This window comes from Aliihoeflea sp. 40Bstr573, assembly GCF_024105655.1.
Lineage (GTDB): Bacteria > Pseudomonadota > Alphaproteobacteria > Rhizobiales > Rhizobiaceae > Aliihoeflea.
The window spans coordinates 312,273-336,798 of the sequence record NZ_JAAAMH010000002.1; the positions used below are offsets into that span (position 1 = coordinate 312,273).

A 24,526-nucleotide genomic window follows, 5' to 3' on the forward strand; every position below is an offset into this window, starting at 1 on the left:
CGAGAACATGCGTCCCCTGCGCCAAGGCAGGGGACGTTTCAACGAAAGCGCTCCAGCCTGCCGGCCTTCCATGACTGATCCGTCCGCACTGGCCTCGCCCGCGCCCCCACGGCGCTCGCTGTCCTTTGCCTGGCTGGGCGTCGTGCCATTTCTCGCCTTCGCACTCCTGTTCCTGATCCTGCCGACGCTGCAGATCATCACCGGCGCGTTCCGCAATCCGGCGGGCGAGTTCACGCTCGAAAACATCGCCAACCTCTTTCAGCCGTCGATCATGTCGGCCTACTGGATCTCGATCCGCATCTCCTTCGCCTCGGCATTCCTCGGCTGCCTGATCGGCTTCCTGATGGCGGTGGCGATCACGATCGGCGGGCTGCCCGTCTGGCTGCGCTCGCCGCTTTTGACCTTTTCAGGTGTCGCCTCCAATTTTGCCGGCGTTCCGCTCGCCTTTGCGTTTCTCGCCACCTTCGGCCGGCTCGGCCTCGTCACGCTGATCCTGCGCGACTGGTTCGGCATCAATATTTACGGGATGGGATTCAACATCCTGTCCTTCTCCGGCCTGACGCTGACCTATCTCTTCTTCCAGATTCCGCTGATGATCCTGATCGTCACGCCTGCGCTCGACGGGCTGAAGCGCGAATGGGGCGAGGCGGCGGCGATCCTCGGCGCCTCGCGCTTTCAATACTGGCGCATGGTGGCGCTGCCGATCCTGTGGCCGACGCTTCTCGGCACCTTCGCGCTGCTCTTCGCCAACGCCTTCGGCGCGGTCGCGACCGCCTATGCGCTGACCGGGTCGTCGCTCTCCATCGTGCCGATCCTGCTCTTCGCGCAGATCCGCGGCGACGTCTTGCAGGACCCGCATCTGGGCTACGCGCTCGCCTTTGGCATGATCGTCATCACCGGGATCGCCAATTTCGTCTATATCTGGCTGCGCGGACGCGCGGAGCGGTGGATCAAATGAAGGCGAACCGCTTCTGGTCCTGGGCATTCCTGATCCTCGGCATCGCCTATTTCGTGCTGCCGCTGCTCGGGACGGTCGAATTCTCGCTGAAGATGCGTCGCGGCGAATATTCGCTCGACGCCTATTGGGCGGTGCTGGCCGATCCACGCTTTCAGGCGACATTCGGCTATTCGGTCATGATGGCGGTGGCGACGATTATCGCCGGCGTGGTGCTGATCGTGCCGACCGCCTACTGGATCCGGCTGAAGCTGCCCCACTGGCGGCCCTTCATCGAGTTCGTCACGCTCCTGCCGCTGGTCATCCCGCCCATCGTCATCGTGTTCGGCTATATCCGGCTCTACAACACCTCGTCCTGGCTGCCGCTGACGGGCACCGCGGCGGGGACGAACCTGCTCTTGATGTTCGGCTACATGACGCTTTCCCTGCCCTACATGTATCGCGCGGTCGATACCGGGCTTCGCGCCATCGACGTGGCGACCCTGACCGAGGCGGCCGAAAGCCTGGGCGCTGGATGGCTGACGATCATGTGGCGCGTGATCCTGCCCAACGTGCTCGTCGCCGTCCTGTCCGGCGCATTTTTGACCTTCGCCATCGTGATCGGCGAGTTCGTGCTCGCCGCACTTTTGAACCGACCCGCCTTCGGGCCCTATCTGCAGCTCATCGGCGCCAACCGCGCCTATGAGCCCGCCGCGCTCGCCGTCATCGCCTTCGCGATCACATGGGCCTGCATGGGGCTGATCCAGCTCGTCACCCGCTTCCAGAAACACACGATGGCCCGCCGATGAGCTTTCTCGAAATCGCCAGCCTGCAGAAGGACTTCGGCGGCATCCGCGTCGTCAAGGATTTCGATCTTGCGGTCGAGAAGGGCGAGTTCGTTTCCTTTCTCGGCCCGTCGGGCTGCGGCAAGACGACGACGCTGCGCATGGTCGCCGGCTTCGAGCAGCCGAGTTCCGGCGTCATCCGCATCGACGGGCGCGACGTCGTCAACTTGAAGCCCAACCAGCGCAATATCGGCATGGTGTTCCAGGCGTACGCGCTGTTTCCCAACATGACCGTGGCGCAAAATGTCGGCTTCGGCTTGAAGGTCGCGGGCAGGCCGAAGGCGGAGATCGACGCGCGCGTTGGCGAAATGCTCGAGATCATCAAGCTGCCGCACCTGGCCGAGCGCTACCCGTTCCAGCTTTCGGGCGGCCAGCAGCAGCGCGTGGCGCTCGCGCGCGCGCTTGCCGTGCGCCCGCAGGTGTTGCTGCTCGACGAGCCGCTGTCGGCGCTCGACGCCAAGATCCGCGTGTCGCTGCGCGAGGAAATCCGCGCCATCCAGAAGACGCTCGGCATCACCACGATCTACGTCACCCACGACCAGGAAGAAGCGCTCTCCATGTCGGACCGGATCGTGGTCATGAACGAGGGCCGCGCAGACCAGGTCGGCACGCCGTTCGAGATCTACAACCGCCCGACGACGCGCTTCGTCGCCTCCTTTGTCGGCACGCTGAGTACGCTCGAGGCCCGCGTGCTCGACCCGGCTACCGGCTCGGTGACGATTGGCGATTCGACCGTTTCCCTCGGCTACCGCCTCGCTGCGCGGCAGGCCGGAGATGCAATCACGCTCGCGCTGCGCCCCGAGGCGGTGACGCTCGGCCGCAACGAGGCGCGCGACGTGCATCTTTCCGGCACGATCAAGGATGTCTCCTTCCTCGGCTCGGTCATCCGCGTGCGCGTCGCGGTCGGTTCGGGCACCGTCTCGCTCGACACGTTCAACAGCCCGTCCGCCCCGCCGCCGCAGCCGGGCGATCAGGCGACGGTGAGCTTCGCGCCGGGCGATCTCCTGGTGATGGAAGACTAGAGCCGGGCGAGCCCTGCCGCGATCATCGCAATGCCGAAGACGACATAGACCGAAGCCCAGATGCGCCACGAGCCCGCGAGCCCGATGCGCTGCGCCAGTGCTACAAAGGTGCCTGAACCGATCAGGAAGCCGAGCCCCTCGATCATCGCGCCGGCGGCGAAGAGCGTGACGACCGCCGCCAGCCAGTCATCCAAGCGGTGGTGCAAGACGAGCAGAAACGCACCGAGAAAATAGCAGACGAGGCCGGTCATGAAGGCGGCGGCCGAACTGTCGCGCATGCCGTCGAACATGCGCGAAAAGCGCGCCGGCGCACGCCACCAGCCGACGCCGGCAGCAAGCGCGTAGCCGCCAATGGCGATGGCAAGATGTTCGGTCAGCGCTTCGTTCATGTCTGCTTCTCCGCGATTGCCGTTCCCGCCGCCCAGCCGGACGACCAGGCCCATTGGAAATTGTAGCCGCCGAGCCAGCCGGTCACGTCGACCACCTCGCCGATGAAATAGAGCCCGCCGACGGATTTCGTCTCCATCGTCCGCGAATTGAGCCCGGCCGTGTCGACGCCCCCGAGCGTCACCTCTGCGGTGCGGTAGCCTTCCGAGCCGATCGGAAATACCTCCCAGCCCTGCAGCGTCCCGGCGATGGTGGCCAGCTTCCTGTCACTCGCCTCGCCGATCGGGCCTGTCCAGCAATGGGCCTCAGCGAGATGAGCCGCCAGCCGCTTGGGGAGGATTTCCGCGAGCACAGTGGCGATCGCCCGGCGGCCGTTTTCACGCTTGGCGGACAAGAGCGCAGCCTGAATATCGTCGCCGGGCAGAAAAGCGATGCGGATCGGCTCCCTCTCGCGCCAGTAGGACGAGATCTGCAGGATCGCCGGTCCCGAAAGGCCGCGATGGGTGAAGAGCAGCGCCTCTTCGAATGCCGTCCTGCCGCACGACACGCGCGCATCCGCCGCGACGCCCGCGATTTCGCGGAAGCCAGCAAGCACGTCCTCCCCGAAGGTGAGCGGGACGAGCGCGGGGCGGGTTTCGGTGACTGCCAGTCCGAACTTTTCGGCGATCTGGTAGCCGAGCCCGGTCGCGCCCATTTTCGGGATCGACTTGCCGCCGCAAGCGACGACGAAATGGCGGCAGCGTATCTTGGCTGCACCGTCGCCGCCGAGCGTGACGGCAAAACCGTTTTCGTCGCGCTCGACCGAATCGAGCGTCGTCGCCAAGCGCAGTTCGCAACCGGCCCGGTCCATCTCGTCCAGCAGCATCGCGATGATGTCCTTGGCGGAACTGTCGCAAAAAAGCTGCCCGAGCGTCTTCTCGTGCCAGGCGATGCCGTGCTTTTCGACGAGCGCCAGAAAATCGTGCTGCGTATAGCGGCCAAGCGCGGATTTGGCGAAATGCGGATTGGCTGAGAGAAAATTCTTTGCGCCGGTGCCGATATTGGTGAAGTTGCAGCGCCCGCCGCCCGAGATGCGGATCTTCTCCCCCGGGGCCTTCGCGTGGTCGACCACCAGCACCCGTCCGCCGCGCGCGGCAGCGTGGATTGCGCACATCATCCCGGCAGCGCCAGCGCCAAGGATGACGGTGTCGAAGATTTCCGTGCGCATAAGTTGTCCTGGCTGGCTCACACCCAGTCATCCTCGGATTGGAGCGAACCGCGAGGTTGAGCTGGCAATCGTTTCGCGTATGATCGCCCACCCGTTACCGAAACATGGGCCGCGCGGCAAATTGCGAAATGGTTCTGCGATGATTGCTACTCGCGAAAGGCGAGCGTGACCATGTCGATCATCGGACGCCGAACCATGCCCCAGCGCTCGAACGAGGTGTGGAAAATGCGGTGGCGCGCCAGCTCCGTAACGCGGAAATGTCGTTCATCCTGTTTGATCGAGACGTATAGAAAGTCGACCGCGTGGGCCGGCCCCTCCAGAATCTGGCAAATCCGGCGGTCTTCCAGGGCCAGCATGCCGTTATTTCCTGCTCTCGGTTGAACAAGGCGGCGCGTTCGACGATGGCGTCGATCTCTCGTGCCGTCGTGTGTTCGCTGAGAGTGGAGAGATAGACGATACGCGTTAGCACGAAGGACTTTCTGATTCGGTAGATGTCCAAATGTTAAACCAACCGGGATCACGGCGAATTACCATTTGACATACCTACCCCTGCTTCAGGACGCTTGAACTGTCCATCGCGCCGCCAAGCCCCGGTCGCCCTATCGACCAGATGTCTCTCGCGTCGTCTGGCTTCGTTGGAACACTGATCTTCCGGTTCAGTTCTCCTCAAGAAGGAGATACCTCATGACGGAAGACCGCAACGACTGGACAAGCCCTGACGACGAGCGCGAGGCCGCGATCAAGTACCTCGTGGAAAACACCGATCTGTCGCCCAACCAGGCCAAGGAACTCGTGGCCATGCGAGGAACCGATCACCAACGCCTGCTGGACATTGCGAAGACGATGAAAGCGGAAGGATGACTCAGTGGTGATCCCGACTGTATTGCGGCGATTTCCGCCAATTTACTGAAATCGCTCGTCAAAATTCGGACGACGCCCGCACCGGGTTTCGAAATCGGTCCCTTGAAACCATTGGGAAATCCCGTGGCCTGCCCGCACCAGTTCAGGCCTTCTGCTTGCCCTTCACGATCGCCGGCCGCCAGACCACATATTCGCGCTCGAACAGCTCGTCGGGATGGACGAGACGTATCTCGTGGTCGCGGCCATCACACTGCTGGCAATGGAAGCGCACCGAATCGATCCGCCGGTCGGTGACGTACATGACCATCAGGTCGCGCGCGACGAACAGCGCCTCGCGACCGCAGCCGCGGCACCTTGGCCGCAGCAGGTAGCCCTGCCTTGCGGCGTGGCTCAGCATGTTCATCCGGTAATGCGCCATGAGAACGGAATAGGAACAAAACCCTTGCACGGGTCAAGCCGTCCATGCAGATTGCCGCCCCATGAAAGACGATCCTCGATACCCCCTCGCCCTCACGTGGCGCCGGTCGTGGCCCGGCTGCGATACGCATTTCAACGCGATTGACCCGGACCGATGCGGGCTGTCCACCGTCGCCAACATCCACCTCGTGACGAACCACACGCCGGGCGTGCCCGACGAGTGGATGTGGCAATGCATTGCGCCGGGCTCGGACAAGGGCTCCGTGAGGCCGAAGATGGGCGCCTGGCGCGGATATTGCCCGGCGCCGCGCGAGGCGGCATGGAAGGCCGAGGAAGCCTATCGCCGGTTTCTCGACGTGGTGCCGGCCGATGTGCTTGCGAGCGCCGTCGAAGCTGCAGAGTATTGGCGCCAGTCGCGCGAGCGAATCTACGCCGAGAAGGGAATGCCATGATCAGAGCGCTTGACCCCAGGCGGATCGAAATCACCCGGCACATCATGGATGCCCGCAGGCTGGCGAAGGAGCTGAATGACGAAATGCTCGACTATCTGCTCGAGCTGGCGCTGAACGAGAACCTTGGCCACGACGCTGCCGCCCGCGCCGCCGTCCTAGAACGGTTCCCCGACCCCGAATCCTGAACGTTGAAAAAGGCCCGCCATCTCCGAAGAGACAGCGGGCCAGTCATATCATGGCGAATGTTGGAACATGGGAGCCGGGGAGCTCCCTCGCAACGAACCGCGATGGATCGCGAATGTTCCTATGGCGTCTCGTCAGTCGAGCCGATCGTTCACATGGTCGATCTTCTCGATGACGCGGTCGAGCTGCCTTTCCATACGGCGCGTGCGCGCGGCGGTCTCTCGCAGCATCTCAAGCTCCGGCTCGTTCAGGTGAACCTTTGCTGAAACGAGCAGCGGATGGTCGGGAAGGTCGCGTGCGTCATAGGCAGCTGGCGGCGGCACTGGCCCATGGCGATGGAAGAACTTGCCCAGGAAATCGAAGAGTGGAATGAACAGGGCCATCCCCAGCGCGGTAACGAGCGCGGTGACGGCGGCGGTGTTGTTTACGAACCAGTCCCACATCCATCGGACCTCTTGCGCGCAATGTCGATCGTGGAGCGAATGATCGCCATGCCCTCAAGGGCGGTCCACAGCAGATAGCCAATCGCGATGACGGACAACCCGATCTGCCAGAAGAAGAAGCAGTGCAGGCCCTGATAGCCAAAAGCGAGTGCCCCGACAGCCCAGCGAAGGCGGGGAGATCGTTTCCATCGGCCATTGATGATTGTGCCGGCGATGCGTGCGAGACCGATGCCGAGGGTCAGGAGACCCCATGCCAGCGCATGGTCCACAAACGGGAACGTCGCATAGTAGCTGGCGGCCATCCCACCGAGAAACAGAATAGCCAGTGCGCGGAAGACGATCTGAAGACCGAGGATGATTTCCACGAGGCGCCACCCGTCGCCGTAGAGATATTCGACCCACAGCCCTTCGACCGAGCTGCGGAGCGAATGGTGGCGAACCTTCTGGCCGTCCATCACGTGCCGCCTCCACCAGGCAGCCGCTCGCCGCGAATGACGACACCGTTGACCGTGGGCGGCGCGCTGAATAGGGTCGCGACCCCGGCCGGAGCCTGGTCAGCGACTACGGCGCAGATTGCGCGGGCGACAGCCGACGCGGTTGTCAGTCGCGTATCGCCGGATGCGAGGATCTCGGCAACGGTCTCGGCCGCCGGCAGGAACCGGCAGGCAGCAGCGGTGGCAGACTGGACGTTCTCGATCGGCGACGGTTCGCCGGTGACGGGATCGGTCGTGGAACAGCTGGCAAGCGCAAGGCTTGCCGCCGATGCAAGGATCAGCATGCGCATGGTGATGGTTCCTTGTGAGGGTGCCCGGCGACCGGCCGGGGGCGGGTCAATCGTGGAACGGCTTCAGCGGGACGGTTTGCCCGGCGAGTGCATGGCTGCAGTCGCCAAGGAACTGGATTTGTCCATCGCGGACGAAGGAATGGCACTGCTTGCAGGAGAAGCCGGGTGTACCGTCTTCATCGTCCTCGGCACAGTAGGTGCACCAGCATCCGTCAGCTGGCTTATGGCCCGGCACGAAGTGCCCAGAGCGCACCAGCACCGAGGGCGTGAAGGTCGGTCGGTCATAGTCGCGGTTGAAGCCCCAGCGCGGACCCCGGCCCTCACCAATCTTCACCTGGTGAGCTTCCTCACACCCCGGACACCAGAACATCAGTCCGCCGCCCTCAAGCGTGCGTAGAACTCCGCGCGCGCCCATCAGCTCGGCTCCGCATTTTTGGGGGCGCGGTAACTCCCGACAGCGCCGGCAACCGCCGTGATCATCGCCGTGACGGCCGCGACGAATTCAGGCGTGGTGAAAGCCGGTGGGAGGACGTCCACCGAAACGACTGCCGTCCACAGCGCGCCGGCAATGGCCGCCCATTTGCCGGCACCGACAGCCTTGGCCGACTGCTCGACCGGCGACGGCTTGGGATTGCGCGGATGGACGGGCTCGAGCGGCGGGCCGCCATTGTGACCGATCGGCGGATAGATCGGCTCTGGCTCGGGACGCGGCAGCGGGACAGGAGCGGCGACAGGCGCGCGCGCAAGAGCCAGAGCCTCGTCGATCACAGCCTCGAACCGCTCAGGCGACACCAGTGCCTTGTTCAGCCTGTCGCCGGCATAGTAGCTCTGCCCGCGCGCAAGCTGCTGGTGGGCGCCCCGTACCGCCGCAAGAACTGGGAACGACGCCCACTCCTGCGCCAGCCGCTTGCCGAACTCTGTGCGGTCGATCGAGCCGGCGATGAACTGCTCATAGCCGCGCCGCTTGAGAAGGTGGTAGGCGAGCCGATCCTGCAGGTTCGCATCCATGATCTGCCCGCCGCGCAGATTAAGCTCGCGCTTCAGATCCCCGAGCGTGGCGCGCATGAACTGATAGGCGCCGGCTGCGGACGAACCGAAGCGGCTCGACCAGGAGGATTGCTGCGCCAGCACCTCGTCGACGCTCATCTGCGTCACCGGCTTGGCAAGCTTGTCCTGGTTGAAGCCGTAGATGACGTCATAGCCACGAGGTTCCTCAGTGCCGACCTCGGTCTGGCGAGCGAAGTCGAGCAGCCGGGCAGCGCCGGCCGGTACGGTCGGGTCCATAGGATAAGCCTTTCCCCCGGTGCTGCCGGGTGATTGAAGGTTTCAGTTATGGGGAGATTGCGAAGAGACGTCTTCGGCAAATCCAAATACGCCGCTCTTCTCAAAGCGCCCTTGCGCGGCTATGAGGCAATGCGCCAGGAAATAGGGGGAACGCCGCGTGGATAGGATCAGTCTCGAAGGGTTCTACAAGGCGTTTGAAGATCGATTCCGGGGTTCCAGAGACCTGATAAAGTCCCGACTGAAAACTTATCTGCAGTTCACGCGGGCCATCGAAGCTCGCGTATCGCTCGACTTGGGTTGCGGACGCGGCGAGTGGCTAGAGTTGATGACCGAAGAAGGTCTGGATGCGCGCGGCGTTGATCTGGACGACGGTATGCTCGCGGTCTCCACCCGTTTGGGACTTCAAGCGATCAAGCAAGATGCCCTCACGAGCATCTCCGACGCAAAAGATGCAAGTCTCGATGTCGTCTCAGCCTTTCATCTTGTCGAGCATCTACCGTTTGAGGCCGTCCTCCAGTTGATTGGAGAAGCGCAACGCGCTCTACGGCCCGGCGGATTGCTTATTCTCGAAACACCCAATCCTGACAACATCCGCGTTTCAAGTCTCAGCTTCTTCCTCGATGCGACCCACAACAGGCCTATCCCTTCAACTCTGCTCCAATTCGCCGCGGAATTTTCCGGCTTCGCAGACTGCGCGATAATCGGTCTCCACGAAGACGATAGGATTGAAAAAACCTCAATACGACATGTTCTTCAGGGCCCCAGCCAAGACTATGCTTTAGTCGCACAGAAGGCCGGCGGAATATCAATATCCAGTCTATTGAGCGGGCCGACCGGTCTGTCATACGAGTTGGCTGTTGAACAATTCGATCGAAGCATATCCCAACGCCTAGACGAAAAGGCCTCCCGGCTAGAGATGGACGATCTGGCTAAAGGACTTTCGCGATTGAGCGAGGGCGTAAATCATATATGGGCAGAGCGACTTCCGGCCATTGCAAAAGACCACGCAGCGCTCGCCGAAGATCATGCAGCCCTTACGAGTCGGTCGGAACAAGCGGACGCCAGGATCACTACCGTCGAAGCGTCAATATCCGGTGGAATTTTAGGTGCATTGGCACGGCTTGGACGACACAGATAGCTCAGCTTGACTTCCACAGCTCAACCTATCTGAACGGATTTTCAGATTGTCAGCATTAGGCAATGTGCAATATACGCCGGCTTCACTAACTTTTCCGGGGCAACGAATTGACGATAACTCAAGCAGACCTGAAAGCACGGTGGCCGGCACTGGCGTGTTTTTTTGCTCGAAAGGGACTTGGGCCGAGCAACATCGCCGCCATCGTTATCCGCAGCGAACGTGAAGTCGAAAAACTGTTGAGTGACGTTCGCTCTGGCCGCGTCACGGAACCGATGGATCAGTGGACGATCGAAAGCGGTCACGAAAAGCTGCCGCCGTTTTAGGTTCGCAATGTTTCCTATTCTTTCAGTCATCGTGCACAGGTAGTCCTGCGTCCAAGAGGCCCGCAGTGGTGTTGATGTCATTGCTGTCTCGCTCGAAGAACCAAAACGTGTTGGTTCGAGCTTTTCAATAACACTGGTCAAGGGCACCATATGGAGCGAATTGCGAGCCGCGCAGTTTCAGTTGTCTCGATAGCCGCTGGACTAGCCACCGTTCTCTATTGGTCGTCAGGCGTACTGTGGTCGGGATCGGTTGACATTGCCCACCATTACGCACTGATTCGCGTCCTTACCGAACATGGGCCATTTCGCCCTGACTGGCTCCCGAACCTCGGCGAGATGAACCACTACCCGCCCCTGGCGCACTACCTCGCCGCATGGCTATCGCCGATATGGGATTCTGGTCTGGTCTCCATGTTCAACCTTGGCATGGCCTCGCTGTTTGTCGTGTACGTCGCATTGTTTTCGATGGGGGCACTGGTTTCCAAGTCCGCGGCTATCGTCGCAGTATGCATTCTCGCCGGTCTCGCGCTCTTGGATTGGCCGATCCATGGCTTTGAACTGAGGGGCAATTACTTCTACAGCCAAGCTGTAGCGACAGCTTTGGCGTACTGTGCGTTCTTGGCGGCGATGGCATCTCAGAGCCATTTGCGCCGAGATGCACTTTTCCTGGCGGCTACGATCACCATCGGCTTCGCTCATATGATCGCCGCCCTTCAACTCATAGCCGCATACGGAGTGCTTCTATGCTTTGAGGGGGTCACATCAAAATCGGGCCGCTGGCGCGTCGGATACTGGGCGATTGCGAGTCTCGGTTTCCTTGCATTCCACCCGTCCGTGAGAGCAATGCTGGACATTGGCACCCACGAAGGCGGTTTAGACTTGCTCGCGGTCGACCAACCCGTCATGCAGGCCGTTCTTGTTGCTGCCACCGGCCTCATTGGAGCGGGATGCGCCCTGATGGGGGCGCGGCGGAATGATCCGACCATTGTGGCTATCGGCTGCCTTATCTTCGCGTCCTTCGCTTTGTCGGCATCATTATGGGGAGCACACACAGTAGCCGGACTTGGCAGCTACTATGGCTTCAAGAAAACCCTCTTTTCCCTCACTACCTTGGCGCCGTTTGGGCTCTGCATATTGCTAGTTCGCGACATCCACATAAAGGGGGCTACAGTGCCAATCATCGCCTCTGCAGGATCCGTTGCGGTTCTCTTCGCTGTATTGATCGGCTCATCACCTATCGATGCGACCCGCCTAGAAGTTTTGCGGGAGGCTGTAGAGCACAGCGGTTATCAGGCTGAATCTAACCGGCGCGAAAATTCTGCCACCATCGTCAATTTTCCGGAGTTAACACCAATTTTCAACTACCTGCTGACAATTGGGGAACTGCATGTGCCGCGCGATGAACGAGCCGCAGCCGTTTACACGAACGACTTCACTGGCGTTCAACGCATCGACGCGGTCCTAACCGACCGGATGGAACAATGCTCATCCGAGCCGGTCGGGCCGATTTTTCGGGTTCCGTTCGATTGCTGGGTGGCTAATCGCTAGACCTACTGACTAACGCGCCACCAGTTGGTCCCATCGCATTCAAATTCGAGGATCATTCCGGCGGCTGTCACCACAGTGCTTTGCTGGAGAATGTTGCCGCCATTGTCCACCGTCAAGATGCCAGTGAACCTGATCTTGATCCGATGGCCTTTGAAGGTCGGGGCGATGTTGTAGAGGTTTGCCGTGCCAGTCAGCGTGACACGCCGCGCCCACGGCGCAACCGTGATATCGCTCGCGCTGGCAATCGACGGATCAGACAGGTTTTTGTACTCTCCAGTCCACTGATGGTTGGCAACAGCGGCAAAGAAAGCCGCGCGCAAATCTGACTGCCCCAAAGAGGTAACGCAATCGCCCGTGTTGATCGCCAAGTCGGTCGTCTGGCTGGTCGATCCCTTATGCGCTTCGGTGTAAAGTTCCTGAATGTGAACCCGGGCCGCGTTCTGAATGCCGATGCCGACGCGATCTGCGCCCGAACCGCCGCCGGTCCCGTTGTTGATGACCTTGGAAATGCCCGATAACTGGACATCAGCGGCATCGATAAGGATGCCCTGTCCGCGACAATTCAAAACTTCAATATCGCCGCCAGCAATCTTTTCGACGTTCGGCCCTGTGAGGGTAATCCCCTTGGCGCCGGTGTACACTGTAAAATCTGGCTTGAAATTGACGGCATACCCAGCGTACTCAACAAAGAGCTTGTCCCAAAGAAACTGAATAATCGGCTTGTCAGAATAGATGCCGCCGCGCCCGTCGAAGGACGACGAGAACCGGCCGATTAGCCAAATGTTCGCGCCGCTTACGCCACTGGCTGCGTCAGCTTGCAGACCGAACTCTTGATTGCCGAACGTGCCGCAATTGATGAGGCGAACCCCGGTCTCGCCAGAGTTCTCCGCAAAAATGTAATAGCCGTTGCCTTCACCGTACTCGGCATGACACTCGACCAATTCGCCACGAGGATTAACACCGAAAAAGTTGTGCCGTTTGGCCTCGTAGCAACGGACGGCATGGATGGTGCTGACAGTGCCACCCTTCCATTTGAAGTTGTCGTATTGCCCGACGATGGTGATGTCGCCGATGTCCCCGCGTCCGCCCCAAGGACCGGCAAGACCAATCTCCAGACCGTTGTCATTGACGGCAACGCTTTGGCCGAGATTGTTGGTGATCGAGAAGCGGCGGAACCAAGGTTGCTGCCCGACGTCGCCACCGTCGCCCGTGTATTCGATAACAGGACGGCCGGACGAGAACGCACGGATGAAATTCGTATTCTCACCCACCCCCACAATGCCACCGCCGTTCGGGACCTGGATGGTCGCCGAGACGCGATAGTCGCCACGAGGGAAAAAGACCGGCGTTCCTAGCCCCAACACAAAGTTGATCAACGCGGTTTGGTCTGTGCCGTCCCCCTTGATCCCGTACGACTTGGCAGAAGCAATGCCGGCATATGTCAGGTTCTCGACAACACGCTGTGGCGTTATCGCCTTTGTGTTGTCCGTGCCCGCCTCAGCTTCTGCCTGAGACGCAAAGTCGATGGTGTCGATGGGCTGCCAGACCGAGCCGTCATAGACACGAAGCTGGCTAGAGGTGCTGTTGTAATAAAGCGCGCCCTCCTGCAGCGCGGCACCCCCCGGGCCAGTCGTCGGGTCATCCGCACGCACACCAAGGAATAGCGTCTGGAAGTCCTCAAGCAACTCCTCCATTTCGGTCAGGAGCGCCGCGCTCGCCTGATCGGAGAACAGTTGGAAGTTCGTGCCGACACGGATCCCGAGGACGTTCGTCCCTCCGGGAAGCGCACCGGGCTCAACATTGTTCCCGGCCACCGTCTTGATGGTAAGAGCCGCGCCGCCGTTGAACGACACCGTGACGGGTGAGCCGGTGTTCATCTCGAAGATGTTGAGCGCGATCAGCGCTGTCGCATCGCCGGCCGGCAGCGTGAGGTTCGTCGTCGCCTGAATGGCGTTCGGCGTGCCAGCCCCGGTGTCCGTCGCGCGGATGAGCAGGTTGGGCAGCGTGAGGCCCGGATCGGCATCTGCCAGCAGCGCGATGACCGCCTGGCGAAGCGCCGAAAGGCTCTGCCTGATCTCGACCTTTCGCGGGTCATGTGCGCCCGATGCCGGGATGCCATCGGTCGTGAAGTCGCGCCAAATCACGCTCGGATCGAGGTCAAGGCTCATTGAATGCTCCATGCAAAAGCGCCGCGCCAAGGCACGGTTGGGAAGGACTGATTTTCGGGGGTGGCGCCGGCGCGCCGCGCGGTTGCGCTTGCTAGGCGGGCGTCGTCGCTACGGTGCCGGTGGACCAATCACCGGTACGGCCCTTTTCAGTGATGAACCGAAGCTGGAATTCGTATTCCGTGTCAGCCGTCAGTGTGCCGGTCGTGAAGCTCGTAGCGTCGTTCGCTAGATTGCCGCTCGTCGTCCATTCAGTGCCGGACGTCGTCTTGTAGCGGACTTGATAGAACAGCAGGATTGACGGCGAAGGACTGAACGTCAGATCCGCGGCGCCGCCGACGAAATCGACCGTGGGAGCGCCCGGCACAGGGACGCCGTCGCTGCCTTCCGACTCGTTGTAGACGGGCGCTGTTCCTTCCTGCGAGGTATCCCAGTCGTATGCAGCACTCGGCATCGACTGAACCTGAAGTGTCACGCCGGTCAGCAAGCCACCCTCGCCAATATTGAAGCGCAGATCCTGCACCTCAAAGACAGAGTTGATGCCGAACAGCGGATACTGAATGCGGACGAAGCGCTGATCGATCGCGGCGAGTGCGCGAAGATTGCACTGGAACGTGCCAACCCAATTTGGATTAGCCCTAAAGGCCGCGAGCTTCATCAGCCGCCGAGCCTGGCTGTGCGAGGGGGCCATGTTGAATTGGACGTCAGACGCGATTTCGCCGCGCTCGCTTACGTCCACCTCGTCCGCCCATGGGTCGGCCTCTGCGGCTTGGTAGTCCTGATTTGGTTCGAGGTAAGTGGCGCGGATCGTGTTGGCCGTCGTCAGAACATCGCGGCGACGCCCGAGCTCGGAAAAGCCCGTAATGGTTTCCGGCCCGATCGTGACGGTCGGTTCTGCCCAGTTGCCGATATCCAATGTAAGGCCGCCATCAGGCGTCGGCACGAGCCGACCGTCGCAAGCCTGCAGCATGCGGCCAAGCACGTCCGCAGGACGCTCGTTAAGCTGGTAGGAGCCCCAGAGGCGATAGCGAGGCTCATCTCCGCCGGCGGCAAGTGGGATCGCTTCAATCGACCGATAATATGCAACTTCCCATCCGTAGGCGGCGAGCGGCGTGGAGATAATCGACGCCGGCAACCGCATGCCGTCGGGGTGTGTCAGGTAATCACGAATGACTGCAGCGGCGTTGTCGCTCCATTCCGTCACGGATGTGACTGGATTGACGACGCGCGAACCACGCAGAACAACGCGATAATTCGTGTTGATGCCATTCGGGAAGATAGAGAGAAATTCCGAATCCGGAGTGGGAGCCTGGAAGATCTGAAGTGATGCGACACCATTGCCGCTATGGTCGGCCGTCCACTCGGGGAAGTTGGACAGAATTCGCGTGTAGGCGGCCTCGGTGGATTGCCCTAGCCGGGACTCGATGGCAGCGGCACCCGCTGCCTTTCCGTTCGTGACTTCGCCGGCGCCGTCAAGTGTGACGGCCTCATCGTCAATCCAGTATTCTTCGATGGCATCTATCGGACCCTGCCCAAGGGCAAGAACCTTGTAGAATGCTCCTCCTTTGGATTCCGCAAACACCCATGGGCCGGACGCCTTGACGCGACCGTAGTGGCGCATGCGGGGTGCGGTCGCCTGCCTGACGGACTGCTGCACGTCTTCCGGCTTCGGAGCCGACGGGCGAAATAGCGATTGCGCAAGAAAGCTGAGGCCGGTCGAAAGGCCGATGCTGACGGCGCCGGCAAGAAGCGTTGTGCCGATGGCGAGCGCAGATCCGGTAACGCCGGCAGACGTGAACGCCAGAAGGATGGCGCCCTCGATGAAGCCGGTTCGGGCCATGCCGGGACCGTAAAGCGCTGTCGTGTTTTCCAGGTGTAGCGTGTTGCCGATGTACCGAGTTCTCATACCGCCCACGCCTTCCAGAAGTTGTCGAGCGGCGCGCCGATGAGCCCGTCTTCGTGACGGCTGAACCAGATGCCGCCTGCATGGATTGCGATACACATGCGGCCGTCGAAGATGACCAGGCCGAGATCGCCGGGTTGTGGGTTTTTGGTGCGCCGGAAACCGTTCGCCCGCATGACGCGATTGACCGCAACAGCGACGCCGCCGGGTTCGGAAAGCCACTTTAGGGCAGCCTCGCGGTTGGTGTGGCGCCGACCGTAGGTCTCAAGAGGTGAGCGGCCAGCCTTGAGTGCTATCCACCTGTCGGCAATCGATCCGCAGTCGTTTTTTCCCCACGCGAAAGGCTCCGCGGCGATGGCGGTTACGAACTCTTTGGGGTCCAAAATCAGTAATCCGGATATACGAAAGTCTTGAAGAGCAGCGAGGACATGAACTGAAAGAACTTGTCGCCGGGGTATCGCTTCTGCTGGTCGCGGTCGGTGTAGCGGCCATAGGGCGGCCGGCTGCGGTTGAAGAACGCATTCTCCGCCACGACCGACACGGCCTGCTGTGCGCCCTCGATGCCCTGCATTTGGCTGCGCTCGACACGCGGCGGCTGCATGAAGCCCCACCAGATGCCAATAGGCGCCCCGATTGGCTGCCAGTCGTCGCCGAACAACTGCACGTAGATCGTCACGGACTGCTGTGCGACGTCCGGACTTTCCTCAAGCGCCAGCGCAAGTAGGTCGGTCTGCTGTTCCGGAAGGCCCGAGAGGGTCAGCGTCACCGCTTCCGAAACAGTGCCGCTGGAAATCCCGATGCCGTCGATCGTGCCGCGACCATGCATCGGTCGCCACGTCTGCCCTCCGGTCTCGAGATCGGTGTTGCCGTTCCAGACGTAGACCGTGCCGCTCTTGAACTCCATCTTGACGAGAATATCGAGGCGGACAGTGGAGGACGAAAGGGCGCTAAGTTGATCGGTTGTGAAAAAGGCCATCAGACGTCCTCCACGAACGACACGGTTGGCGCGCCGAAGCGGCGCAGCGCCAATTCGAGATCCATCTCGGAATCGCTGGCGAGCCGCATCCGACAGACTGGATCGTCGAACTCAAGCCGCGCGCCGATCGCCGCCGCCTCACGAAGCGGCGGGCGGAACGTGATTGCGGCCGTGTTTTCGCTCGTGTAGCTGACGGTGCGCAGGCGATAGAGCCGCTCGCCGATCGAAAAGTGCTGACCAGGCTGCAGAGTGTCGGCGATGGCAACATGCACATTGGCGGACACCGCACGAGCCGCCACAGACCCGGCCAGCGTTACGCTAGTGACTTGGCTAACATAGCCCGCGCCATCGCTGAAGAATGCATCGTCGGCATGCGGCACCGGCTCATAGAGCGGCTGCCACGCCGGCAAAAGCGGCTGATACCCCCGACAGAGTGGGACGAGGATCCTGCCGAGCCGGCCCTCGAGGAGGTTGGCGATGCCGCGAAAAGCCAGCACGTGATCACGACCACGAACCAGCACATTGCCGAACGTCGCTTTCCAGATGCCGGCATCGGACGAGACGACCTGCACCGCGCCGCTCATCGACGCGGGCGCGGACAGAGAACGCGAGGCTATATCGAACGCGACATTCTGCGGCCGCAACACCTGCTCGGGCCATCTGATCGTCATTCACATGTCCCTCGTCTGAGCGTTTGCGATCATGCCGGCCAAGTTTCGTTTGACGGCCCGCGTGCTCTGCTCGACCGACACCTGGACGATAGTCCCAGCCGACGTCTGAATGCGCTGATCGGCGATCTCGGCCATGCGGCCGCTGTCGTCCTGAAGAACGACGCGGATGGTTTCCGTCGATGCACGCCCGGCCGCACCGGGCGACTGGATCTGCACCGGCACCTTGCCGCCAGCCGGCAATGGGATGACCGCCTCCTGGCCATGAACCACGCCCCGCGCCTGCCCGCGCCGGCCGCCCGTGTTTGCTGTCCCCTGCGAGAATCCGAAGAACTTGCCGACCGAACCCAGAAGACCGCCGAGAAATCCACCGCCGCCACCTGCTGCGGGTTTGGCGTCGAAGATACTGTTGAGCGCGACGTCAAGCAGTTTGTCGGCCACCTTGTTGAGTGCGTTCGCCAACGCTTCGCTGGCGGACTTGCCAGCGCGAAGATCGGAGATGAACCCGCCCATCACGTCCTTGCCGAGCTCGCGCATCTCCTCGGCCGAACGTCGGGCATTGTCCTGCGCATACGCGAGCTGGTTCGCTTCGACGGTCGCGCGGGCATATCCTTCCGCGAGTTCATCGATGCTCGCCTGCAACTGCGGGGTCACCGCCAGCCCGGCCTTCTTGGCGCCGTTTAGCAGCTCCTGCGAAGCGCGCGCCTTGGTGATCGCATAGTCGAAATCGTCGATCAGTGGATTGACGCCCGCCATCGCAGCAGTTTCGGCGCGAAGAGCTTCGGTGCGCTCGCGGATCTGCTCGACCTCACGCTGATAGCCGTCTGCACCCGAACGACCCCCGCGCCCACCGCCGCCGCCCCGGCGCCGGCTGCCACTGCCGCCACCTCCCGCGCCGCCGCTGACGGGATAGTCCGCGATGCTGATCGGCTTCGGCGTAGCCTTGACCTCGATCGCCGGCAACGCCGTTGGCCGGTCGCCCTTGGCTGCCGCCCCATTGTCACCGAAGGCGCGGTTGAGACGATCGTTGATGTCGGACTGCTGGATGCGTCCACGGGCGTACTCGCCGACCTGATCGAGGCCCGTCAGGCGCCCGAGCGCCGAGCCGATCGCGTCGATCCAGCCGACGACCTCGGCCGCCGTGTCGGCCACGCGACCAAGGCCGCTGACTATCGGCCCGAAATCGGCTCCGGCGACGACATCGGTCAGCCAGTTGATGGCACCGACGAGCGTCTCGCTCGCTTCCGTTCCCTCATTCAACCTGCCGGCAGCGTCCTGCAGTACGTTCTGGAAGCGAACGAACGCCTGGCTGACGGTCGATTCCGCACCCGCGAGTTGATCTTCCAGGACGTGGGCGCCTGCTTCGATACCGCGGAAGAACGCCTGCGACGACAGTTCGCCGTCAAGCATGATCTGCCGGAGCTTCGCGACCGACCCATCGGCCTCGGCAATGCCAGCTGCGGCGGCTCGAAGGATCGCCGGGGCACCCTCGATGATCGAGTTGAACTCTTCGGCCCGCACCACGCCGCCGCCGAGCGACTGGGAGAGCTGCGTCAGCGCGCCTGCCGCCTCCGTTGCCGATGCGCCCTGTACACGCAGGGCCATGCCGATGGTTTCGGAGAACGTGACGATCTCCGCGCTTGAGACGCCAAGCTCGTTTTGCGACAGCGCGATGCGGCTGTAGAGGTTGACGAGGCTTTCGAGCGGTGCCGACTGGCGCTGCGCCGCGGCGAAGAGGTCGTCATAGACGGTCTTCAGGGCCTCGCCTTCAAGGCCAGTCACCTTGAGCGCGTTCTGGATGCGCGTCGCGTCGTCGACAAGCCGCTGTGCCCCACGAGCCGACACGCCGGCGAGGAAGGCCGCAGCAAGGCCCCGGTTCAGCCCGACGAAGCTCGACGTGATGTTCCGGTTCATGGTGGCGAATCGCTTCTCGATCGCCGTGGCACGGCGATTGGCGACGCCGTTAGCCCGGTTCATCGCGTTCTCAAAGGCGCGAGTCCTCGCTTCAAGCGCAACGATCAGCCGCTCGACGTCTGTTGCCATCAGAAGCCCTCGATACCCAGATCAGCCAGACGCTTGTCGTCCATGGCCGGAGTTCCGGCCTCTTCCGTCGAATGCGCCCGCGCGTAGCCTTCGACCGCGCAGGCGAATTCCCAAACAGTCATGCGGCCGATGTCGCGATGGAGGATGCCGGCCCACTGGTAGAAGTCGGCGAAGCGCCATTTGCCTCGTGGCCGCGGGGAGCGGTCGGCTCGTCCGTCCCCGCGTCGGCTTCCCCCGGCTGGTCGTCCGGATCGCCGTACAGCGCGAGCATCAGGACGGCACGGGCCGTCAGCACGGACAGCGTCAGCGGCCGATCTTCGACATAGCGCTTGACCAGCTTGCGAGCGTCTTCCTTTTCCATCCCGCCGCCTTCGAGGCCGAGACGAATGGTAGAGACGACGTCGTCGACAAACCATTGCTTCGACGAAAGCCGCGCCAGAATCCATTCTGGGCCGGCGTCGCATCTCTCTTGGAGCGCGCGCAGGTGCTCGATTTCCATGTGGAAGCGATGCTCGCCACCGGCCCAGGTGATATCCTTGCCCATCAGGGAGCGACCTTCGCCGTCCGGGTCGGCATGCCATCGAACTGGATTTCCATTTCGGCGGTGACCTTCGTGCCGCGCTCTGCGACGTTGCCGAGGTTGGCGAGATAGGCCGGTCCGGTCTCATACTCGGTGTCGCCGACGGCAGCGGTGGCATGGAATATCCGGATGTTCTTGGTCTGGCCGGAATACCACCAGTCCTCCAGCATCTGCTTGCTCTGGCGCGCATAGACACCGGATGCCGAGATCGTCACCTCGGACGACTGCACCGCGCGCTCGACAGCGGCGGGCAGGCTCTCGTCGTCGCAGGGCGGAACTTCGGACGTGTTCATGTTGTGCGCGCGCGTGACGCCGCGCGACGTCAGACCGCAGATGCGGGCGAAGGTCCCCTCGGTCTCGGTTTCGACCTCGAGCACCATCTCGTGGAAATTGGCTGTCTCGGCGTATTCAGGCATTTCCTGTCTCCATGACAAAGAGGCCGGTCACGACCAGCCGATGACGAAGGGCCGAAGCCCGATTGACGGATGGGCTAGCGCGCCCGCTTGCGGCCGGTTATGGCCTTCTTTTCCTCGCGCGAGGGCGATGGAACTTCCTCGGCCGCGCCGGCGGCGATAGCGGCGTCGACGACATCACGCGGGCGCTGCTGTGGCTCGGGCGACGGCTTGACGTTGAAGGAATAGACGGAGCGTTTGCGGCGCCAGTTGAACTCGCGATTGAAGATCGCCCAGGCCATGGTCATGTCTCCACCTCCTCGATCATTGCCCTGATCATGACGATGCCGTGCGACGTCAGCCCGTCGGGGTCTGCAACGACGCGCCGCATCGTCACGCGCATGTCGACCAGCGCGCTTTCGGCCAGGGTCAGTTCCTGCTCGTGCAGCGCCGCCTTCACCGCATCGACCATCCGCTTCGCATGGACCATGCCGACCTGCCGTGACCAGCAATCGATCTGGACGGTATGCTCGCCACTGATGATGCAGTCGGCGTCGTCCTCGACAACGTCGGTCGGGCCGAAGCTGATGTAGCCGTTGATCGAATCCGGACCCCATGGTGAGGACGGCACGCGGTCATAGGCGCCATTCGCAAGCGCCATGACCGCCGCATCCGCCTTCAGCGTGTCGAGGATCAGTTTCTGCAGCTCCGCCTGCGCGCTCATGCAGCACCTTCCTTGATGCCCTTGCGCATCTGCCGGCTGATCCGCGATTTCGCGCGACGACGAAGAGCGCGCCAGGAGACGAAGAAAAATGGCTGTGCGTCCATGTCCTGCGTTCCATGCTCAATCAGTCGCGCGAGCTGGAACAACTGGCTGCGGCCTTGAACCATGGTTCGTTCGTTGCCGGCGTAGATCGTGATCCGCAGACCATCAGCCCGACGGCTGCTCCTGCCGATCACCATGGCTCCAGCAGGCGCATCACCCCACGTCCAGTCTATGGTTTCAAGAATTGCCGGACGCCCGGCCTTGCGATCCTCACTTCGGCCGACCGGAACAAGGCGCTTCATCATCGCGACGATCTCGTCTGCGCTCTGCTCCATGGCTTTGCGAGTGAACGCGATCGCCTTCGCAGGAATGGTTCTCTTGAGCTTGCGCTCCAGCCTTTTCAGCCCCTCGACCATCAGGCCGCACTCCCGCTTTCGACCGTCAGGTAGACCCAGCGGCGATCGGTGATGCTGTCGACGACGTCGATGGCGTATTCGGTGCCGCGCTCGTCCTGCATCCGCCAGTCGGGCGTGATCCGGCGCGTGTTCTCGCTTGAACGCACATACACGCCAAGAATCTGCCGCCCTTCCAGCCGCGCCGCCATGACCGCTTCCGACCCGCCGCGATGCCGCAGCGCCGCCCGGCACGAGAACTCGACCGCGAAATCGCCGACCGTGTTGCCGTAACCATCATCGATCTCGACCCGCTTGCCGAAGCTGACGCGATGGCGAAGATCGGTGGCCGTGACAGGACCCGACGCCATCAGATGCTCCAACGCCGGTATTTGGACACCAGGTCGTTCTCCATGCGCTCAAGGTTCTTCGCACCGTCGCGAGCCGCCTCGTCATAGGCGGCGACGACGCGCAGCTTGATCGCGGCCTTGATGTCCGCAGGCACGGTTCCCGCACCCTCGACCACCGGCCAACCGGCCCGATATTCAACCGTCACGGCGCGCCGCTCATAGACATCGGACGGTAGGGTGTAGGCATTGCGAAACCGCAGCCACGAGCGCCCGCCGGCATCGGTCTCCAGCGAATATTCCGCCTGGTTGACCGTTGCGACCTGCCCTGCCCTGTTACGCCACGTGACGCTCACTGGCGCGATCACCGGCCCGAGCGGCAGGTGCAGACCACGGCAAAACGCGTCGAAGTCCTGCCGCCAGGTCTGGTCGACGAGGCAAATGCCCAGAACGCCGGTCCAGCCCTCGTAGTGCGCCGCGGCCGACTGGATCTCATCGGTGACGAGATCGTCGTCTTCATGCGGCAACACATTGCCCGCGCCATCCCGCTCAAGGATGCGCAGCGCCTGCTTCATCTCTTCGAGCGAGACTGGCAGGACGGTCGGGGCCGTGACGAGAACCGGACGGTGCATTCACATCTCCATTGGTTCATAGAGCGGGCGACAGCGCCGCCCGCCTTGATGAGCCAATCGGTTAGCGGCCCTTCTTGGCCTTCGACTTCTTGGGTTCGGCCTTCTTGCCGTAGGGCGTCGGGTCAATCCCCTGCCCCGCGAAGTCGCGGTCGTTCGGACGTCGACGGCGTGGATCATTCATGTCGCGGGTATTCTGGCCCACGGTTGTGCCTTCGCGCGGATTGTTGTCGATCGCCGGGTGGGTCGTGTCGACGCCCTGTGTGACGGCGGGTTCGATGATCGCGCCCGATGCGCCGTCCATACCCTGAGCTGGCGGAAGATTGGCCGGCGTGCCCGAAGCGGCAGCCGTTTCCGCTGCCTTGTCCTTTGCTGCTGTCATGATTTTTGGTCTCCTGAAGAGATGGGCGGAGGCGGCGCGGACGCCGCCTGGTTTCATGAGCCGGTTAGGCAGCCGCCATACGCAGCAGCCGGATCACGGTCGGATCCTGCACACCGCCGCCCACGCGCTTCGTGGTGTAGAAGTGGACGTAGGGCTTGTTGGTGTAGGGATCGCGCAGGACGCGAACGCCGATCCGATCGACAATCAGATAGCCGCGGCGGAAGTCGCCGAACGCGATCGGAATGGCCGCCGCCGCGACATCCGGCATTGCCGGCATTTCGGTGACGGGGTAGCCGGCCAGCGTCGAGGGCTGGCCCGCGACCATGGTCGGCTGCCAGAGATAGTTGCCCTGGCCGTCCTTCAGCTTCCGGATGCTGCCCTGCGTCGACCGGTTCATCGTGAACCGGGCGTTGGCGGTATATTCGCTCGGCAGATCATAGATCATGTCGAGGATTTCGTCGGGATTGATCGCGGCGACAGCGGCTGCATCGATCACCGGGATATTGCCCCAGGGATGAATGTCGTCGCTGGCACCACCGTCGATATAGGTGAGGAAGCCGCGCGGCTTGTTCACGCCATCAGCTGCGACGAAGGCGAGGCCCTCCTGATAGGCGAACTCGGTCTGCACCTCGCCCGCCATCCACTGCTCGAGGTTGATCTCAGCATCATCGAGCAGCTGCTGGGTAGCTGCCGGGTTCGCATAGATCTCGCCAGGACGGAATGTGAGGGGCGAGAACTTCGGCGTCGTGGTCTGCGGGCGTGCGGCCGTTTCCCCGACCCAGCCGGAGCCGGTACCGCGATCGGCGAGAAGGCGGGTGAAGCCGGCCGTCGAGATATTCTGCACCTGCGCGATCTGGCGCATCGGCGAGATCTGGATCAGCTCACTGGTGATCGTGCGATCCCATTCGACCGGCGCCAGATAGCCGCCCTCGTCGTCGGCGCCCTTGTTGAGTGCCGCCTGGACGTCACCCTTGCGGAAGTGCGCACGGAAGGCATCGGTATACTCGCGATCGCGAACTTCGCCACCGTCGCCGCTCGCACCGAGCGACATGGAAGCCAGCTTCGTGTTGGCCTGGTCGACCGCCGCCTGCAGTTCGGAAATGCTCGAGTTGACACGTTCGAGCTTCTCGGTCGTGACGACATCATCGAAGCGCTTGGCGATTTCCCTATCCTTCTCGGCCATCGTCGCCTTGAAGGTTTCGACATCGCTGTTGAGCGCGCGGATGAGGCTGGTCAGCTCGCCGCCGTCAGCACGAATGCCGATGACGCCGCGCATCTGGGCAGCAGGGACGGCCAGGCCCATCGCGGTCAGCACGTCGCCGGCCGAGAAAAGGTGAGCGTGGGCAAGAGTGAAATCGGGAACGCTGGTGCCGGCATACGCTGCGCAGACGCCGACGACCAGCATGGCGCAGAAGGCGCCAGCCAGGGAAAAGACTTTCATGTGAGTGCCCTCTG

34 protein-coding genes are annotated in these 24,526 nt (G+C 62.4%); 8 read left to right on the top strand and 26 right to left on the bottom strand.

The features are described 5' to 3' along the window. Positions 1–70: 70 nt before the first annotated feature. Genes GTK01_RS04830 through GTK01_RS04840 form a run of 3 tightly spaced genes read left to right on the top strand, consistent with a single transcriptional unit; the run spans position 71 to position 2,801 of the window. Entirely contained in the window at positions 71–958 is an 888-nt protein-coding gene (locus GTK01_RS04830) for an ABC transporter permease subunit (RefSeq protein WP_252924710.1), read from the top strand. Then, positions 955–1,743 carry an ABC transporter permease gene (locus GTK01_RS04835; RefSeq protein WP_252924711.1) on the top strand — a complete coding sequence of 263 codons (789 nt, stop codon included), beginning with the start codon at positions 955–957 and terminating at the stop codon, positions 1,741–1,743. Before GTK01_RS04830 ends, GTK01_RS04835 begins: the two co-directional genes overlap by 4 nt. Further along, positions 1,740–2,801, top strand: a complete 1,062-nt coding sequence (locus GTK01_RS04840) for an ABC transporter ATP-binding protein (protein ID WP_252924712.1) — start codon at positions 1,740–1,742, stop codon at positions 2,799–2,801. The genes GTK01_RS04835 and GTK01_RS04840 overlap by 4 nt, the downstream gene beginning before the upstream one ends. Here GTK01_RS04840 and GTK01_RS04845 read toward each other — a convergent pair. From GTK01_RS04845 to GTK01_RS21045, 3 genes are all read right to left on the bottom strand, one after another. Further along, on the bottom strand, positions 2,798–3,190 hold the full coding sequence (locus tag GTK01_RS04845; RefSeq protein ID WP_252924713.1) for a hypothetical protein: 393 nt from the start codon (positions 3,188–3,190) through the stop codon (positions 2,798–2,800). The two genes, GTK01_RS04840 and GTK01_RS04845, sit on opposite strands and share 4 nt — an antisense overlap. After that, a complete protein-coding gene (locus GTK01_RS04850; protein WP_252924714.1) occupies positions 3,187–4,395 on the bottom strand; it encodes an NAD(P)/FAD-dependent oxidoreductase in 1,209 nt (402 codons plus the stop codon). The genes GTK01_RS04845 and GTK01_RS04850 overlap by 4 nt, the downstream gene beginning before the upstream one ends. 146 nt (positions 4,396–4,541) lie before the next feature. Then, positions 4,542–4,916, bottom strand: a complete 375-nt coding sequence (locus GTK01_RS21045) for a BLUF domain-containing protein (protein ID WP_371924269.1) — start codon at positions 4,914–4,916, stop codon at positions 4,542–4,544. Between the two features lie 163 nt (positions 4,917–5,079). On the opposite strand from GTK01_RS21045, the gene GTK01_RS04860 reads away from it, so the two are divergent. Then, entirely contained in the window at positions 5,080–5,256 is a 177-nt protein-coding gene (locus GTK01_RS04860) for a hypothetical protein (protein WP_252924716.1), read from the top strand. Positions 5,257–5,398: 142 nt separating this feature from the next. On the opposite strand, the gene GTK01_RS04865 is transcribed toward GTK01_RS04860, so the two are convergent. After that, a complete protein-coding gene (locus GTK01_RS04865; RefSeq protein ID WP_252924717.1) occupies positions 5,399–5,653 on the bottom strand; it encodes a hypothetical protein in 255 nt (84 codons plus the stop codon). Between the two features lie 82 nt (positions 5,654–5,735). Between GTK01_RS04865 and GTK01_RS04870 the strand changes: the two genes are divergently transcribed. Together GTK01_RS04870 and GTK01_RS04875 are read left to right on the top strand one after the other, a co-directional pair. Further along, entirely contained in the window at positions 5,736–6,125 is a 390-nt protein-coding gene (locus tag GTK01_RS04870; RefSeq protein ID WP_252924718.1) for a hypothetical protein, read from the top strand. Next, on the top strand, positions 6,122–6,310 hold the full coding sequence (locus GTK01_RS04875; protein WP_252924719.1) for a hypothetical protein: 189 nt from the start codon (positions 6,122–6,124) through the stop codon (positions 6,308–6,310). The genes GTK01_RS04870 and GTK01_RS04875 overlap by 4 nt, the downstream gene beginning before the upstream one ends. Positions 6,311–6,442: 132 nt before the next feature. Here GTK01_RS04875 and GTK01_RS04880 read toward each other — a convergent pair whose 3' ends face one another. The 5 genes from GTK01_RS04880 to GTK01_RS04900 are packed head-to-tail and all read right to left on the bottom strand — an operon-like array spanning position 6,443 to position 8,819. After that, entirely contained in the window at positions 6,443–6,751 is a 309-nt protein-coding gene (locus GTK01_RS04880) for a hypothetical protein (protein ID WP_252924720.1), read from the bottom strand. Beyond that, positions 6,733–7,206, bottom strand: coding sequence for a hypothetical protein (locus GTK01_RS04885; RefSeq protein ID WP_252924721.1), 474 nt, complete (start codon positions 7,204–7,206; stop codon positions 6,733–6,735). Before GTK01_RS04885 ends, GTK01_RS04880 begins: the two co-directional genes overlap by 19 nt. Further along, positions 7,206–7,535 (bottom strand): hypothetical protein, encoded by a 330-nt coding sequence (locus tag GTK01_RS04890; RefSeq protein WP_252924722.1) that lies wholly within the window; start codon positions 7,533–7,535, stop codon positions 7,206–7,208. The genes GTK01_RS04885 and GTK01_RS04890 overlap by 1 nt, the downstream gene beginning before the upstream one ends. Before the next feature lie 46 nt (positions 7,536–7,581). After that, complete coding sequence (locus tag GTK01_RS04895) at positions 7,582–7,950, bottom strand: DUF6527 family protein (RefSeq protein WP_371924270.1); 369 nt, start codon at positions 7,948–7,950, stop codon at positions 7,582–7,584. Continuing rightward, positions 7,950–8,819: a hypothetical protein gene (locus GTK01_RS04900; RefSeq protein WP_252924724.1), complete on the bottom strand. Its 870-nt coding sequence runs from the start codon at positions 8,817–8,819 to the stop codon at positions 7,950–7,952. Before GTK01_RS04900 ends, GTK01_RS04895 begins: the two co-directional genes overlap by 1 nt. Positions 8,820–8,976: 157 nt before the next feature. Here GTK01_RS04900 and GTK01_RS04905 point away from each other — a divergent pair, with 157 nt between their 5' ends. Continuing rightward, the gene (locus GTK01_RS04905; protein ID WP_252924725.1) at positions 8,977–9,957 is read left to right on the top strand and encodes a methyltransferase domain-containing protein; all 981 of its coding nucleotides are present in this window, start codon (positions 8,977–8,979) and stop codon (positions 9,955–9,957) included. 41 nt (positions 9,958–9,998) lie between these two features. On the opposite strand, the gene GTK01_RS04910 is transcribed toward GTK01_RS04905, so the two are convergent. Beyond that, positions 9,999–10,421 carry a hypothetical protein gene (locus tag GTK01_RS04910; protein WP_252924726.1) on the bottom strand — a complete coding sequence of 141 codons (423 nt, stop codon included), beginning with the start codon at positions 10,419–10,421 and terminating at the stop codon, positions 9,999–10,001. Between the two features lie 195 nt (positions 10,422–10,616). On the opposite strand from GTK01_RS04910, the gene GTK01_RS04915 reads away from it, so the two are divergent. Then, entirely contained in the window at positions 10,617–11,828 is a 1,212-nt protein-coding gene (locus GTK01_RS04915) for a hypothetical protein (protein WP_252924727.1), read from the top strand. A 2-nt stretch (positions 11,829–11,830) separates the two neighbouring features. On the opposite strand, the gene GTK01_RS04920 is transcribed toward GTK01_RS04915, so the two are convergent. The 16 genes from GTK01_RS04920 to GTK01_RS04990 form a co-directional block, all read right to left on the bottom strand. Further along, entirely contained in the window at positions 11,831–13,996 is a 2,166-nt protein-coding gene (locus GTK01_RS04920) for a glycoside hydrolase family 55 protein (protein ID WP_252924728.1), read from the bottom strand. 91 nt (positions 13,997–14,087) lie between these two features. Continuing rightward, positions 14,088–15,899, bottom strand: coding sequence for a fibronectin type III domain-containing protein (locus GTK01_RS04925; RefSeq protein ID WP_371924271.1), 1,812 nt, complete (start codon positions 15,897–15,899; stop codon positions 14,088–14,090). Beyond that, positions 15,896–16,279, bottom strand: a complete 384-nt coding sequence (locus GTK01_RS04930) for a hypothetical protein (RefSeq protein WP_252924729.1) — start codon at positions 16,277–16,279, stop codon at positions 15,896–15,898. Before GTK01_RS04930 ends, GTK01_RS04925 begins: the two co-directional genes overlap by 4 nt. Before the next feature lie 2 nt (positions 16,280–16,281). Further along, positions 16,282–16,872 carry a hypothetical protein gene (locus GTK01_RS04935; protein WP_252924730.1) on the bottom strand — a complete coding sequence of 197 codons (591 nt, stop codon included), beginning with the start codon at positions 16,870–16,872 and terminating at the stop codon, positions 16,282–16,284. After that, positions 16,872–17,543 carry a hypothetical protein gene (locus tag GTK01_RS04940; RefSeq protein ID WP_252924731.1) on the bottom strand — a complete coding sequence of 224 codons (672 nt, stop codon included), beginning with the start codon at positions 17,541–17,543 and terminating at the stop codon, positions 16,872–16,874. The genes GTK01_RS04935 and GTK01_RS04940 overlap by 1 nt, the downstream gene beginning before the upstream one ends. Next, a complete protein-coding gene (locus GTK01_RS04945; RefSeq protein ID WP_252924732.1) occupies positions 17,544–19,583 on the bottom strand; it encodes a tape measure protein in 2,040 nt (679 codons plus the stop codon). Continuing rightward, a complete protein-coding gene (locus tag GTK01_RS20950; protein ID WP_256483542.1) occupies positions 19,583–19,705 on the bottom strand; it encodes a hypothetical protein in 123 nt (40 codons plus the stop codon). The genes GTK01_RS04945 and GTK01_RS20950 overlap by 1 nt, the downstream gene beginning before the upstream one ends. Further along, positions 19,702–20,127, bottom strand: a complete 426-nt coding sequence (locus GTK01_RS04950) for a gene transfer agent family protein (protein WP_252924733.1) — start codon at positions 20,125–20,127, stop codon at positions 19,702–19,704. The genes GTK01_RS20950 and GTK01_RS04950 overlap by 4 nt, the downstream gene beginning before the upstream one ends. Next, positions 20,127–20,579 (bottom strand): phage tail tube protein, encoded by a 453-nt coding sequence (locus tag GTK01_RS04955; protein WP_252924734.1) that lies wholly within the window; start codon positions 20,577–20,579, stop codon positions 20,127–20,129. The genes GTK01_RS04950 and GTK01_RS04955 overlap by 1 nt, the downstream gene beginning before the upstream one ends. Before the next feature lie 74 nt (positions 20,580–20,653). Beyond that, entirely contained in the window at positions 20,654–20,863 is a 210-nt protein-coding gene (locus GTK01_RS04960; protein ID WP_252924735.1) for a hypothetical protein, read from the bottom strand. Next, a complete protein-coding gene (locus GTK01_RS04965) occupies positions 20,860–21,279 on the bottom strand; it encodes a DUF3168 domain-containing protein (protein WP_252924736.1) in 420 nt (139 codons plus the stop codon). The genes GTK01_RS04960 and GTK01_RS04965 overlap by 4 nt, the downstream gene beginning before the upstream one ends. Then, complete coding sequence (locus GTK01_RS04970) at positions 21,276–21,737, bottom strand: HK97 gp10 family phage protein (RefSeq protein ID WP_252924737.1); 462 nt, start codon at positions 21,735–21,737, stop codon at positions 21,276–21,278. The genes GTK01_RS04965 and GTK01_RS04970 overlap by 4 nt, the downstream gene beginning before the upstream one ends. Next, positions 21,737–22,084: a phage head closure protein gene (locus tag GTK01_RS04975; RefSeq protein WP_252924738.1), complete on the bottom strand. Its 348-nt coding sequence runs from the start codon at positions 22,082–22,084 to the stop codon at positions 21,737–21,739. Before GTK01_RS04975 ends, GTK01_RS04970 begins: the two co-directional genes overlap by 1 nt. Then, complete coding sequence (locus GTK01_RS04980) at positions 22,084–22,692, bottom strand: hypothetical protein (protein ID WP_252924739.1); 609 nt, start codon at positions 22,690–22,692, stop codon at positions 22,084–22,086. Before GTK01_RS04980 ends, GTK01_RS04975 begins: the two co-directional genes overlap by 1 nt. A 61-nt stretch (positions 22,693–22,753) precedes the next feature. Further along, positions 22,754–23,071 (bottom strand): hypothetical protein, encoded by a 318-nt coding sequence (locus GTK01_RS04985; protein ID WP_252924740.1) that lies wholly within the window; start codon positions 23,069–23,071, stop codon positions 22,754–22,756. 64 nt (positions 23,072–23,135) lie between these two features. Next, positions 23,136–24,512 (bottom strand): phage major capsid protein, encoded by a 1,377-nt coding sequence (locus tag GTK01_RS04990; protein WP_252924741.1) that lies wholly within the window; start codon positions 24,510–24,512, stop codon positions 23,136–23,138. Positions 24,513–24,526 lie beyond the last annotated feature (14 nt).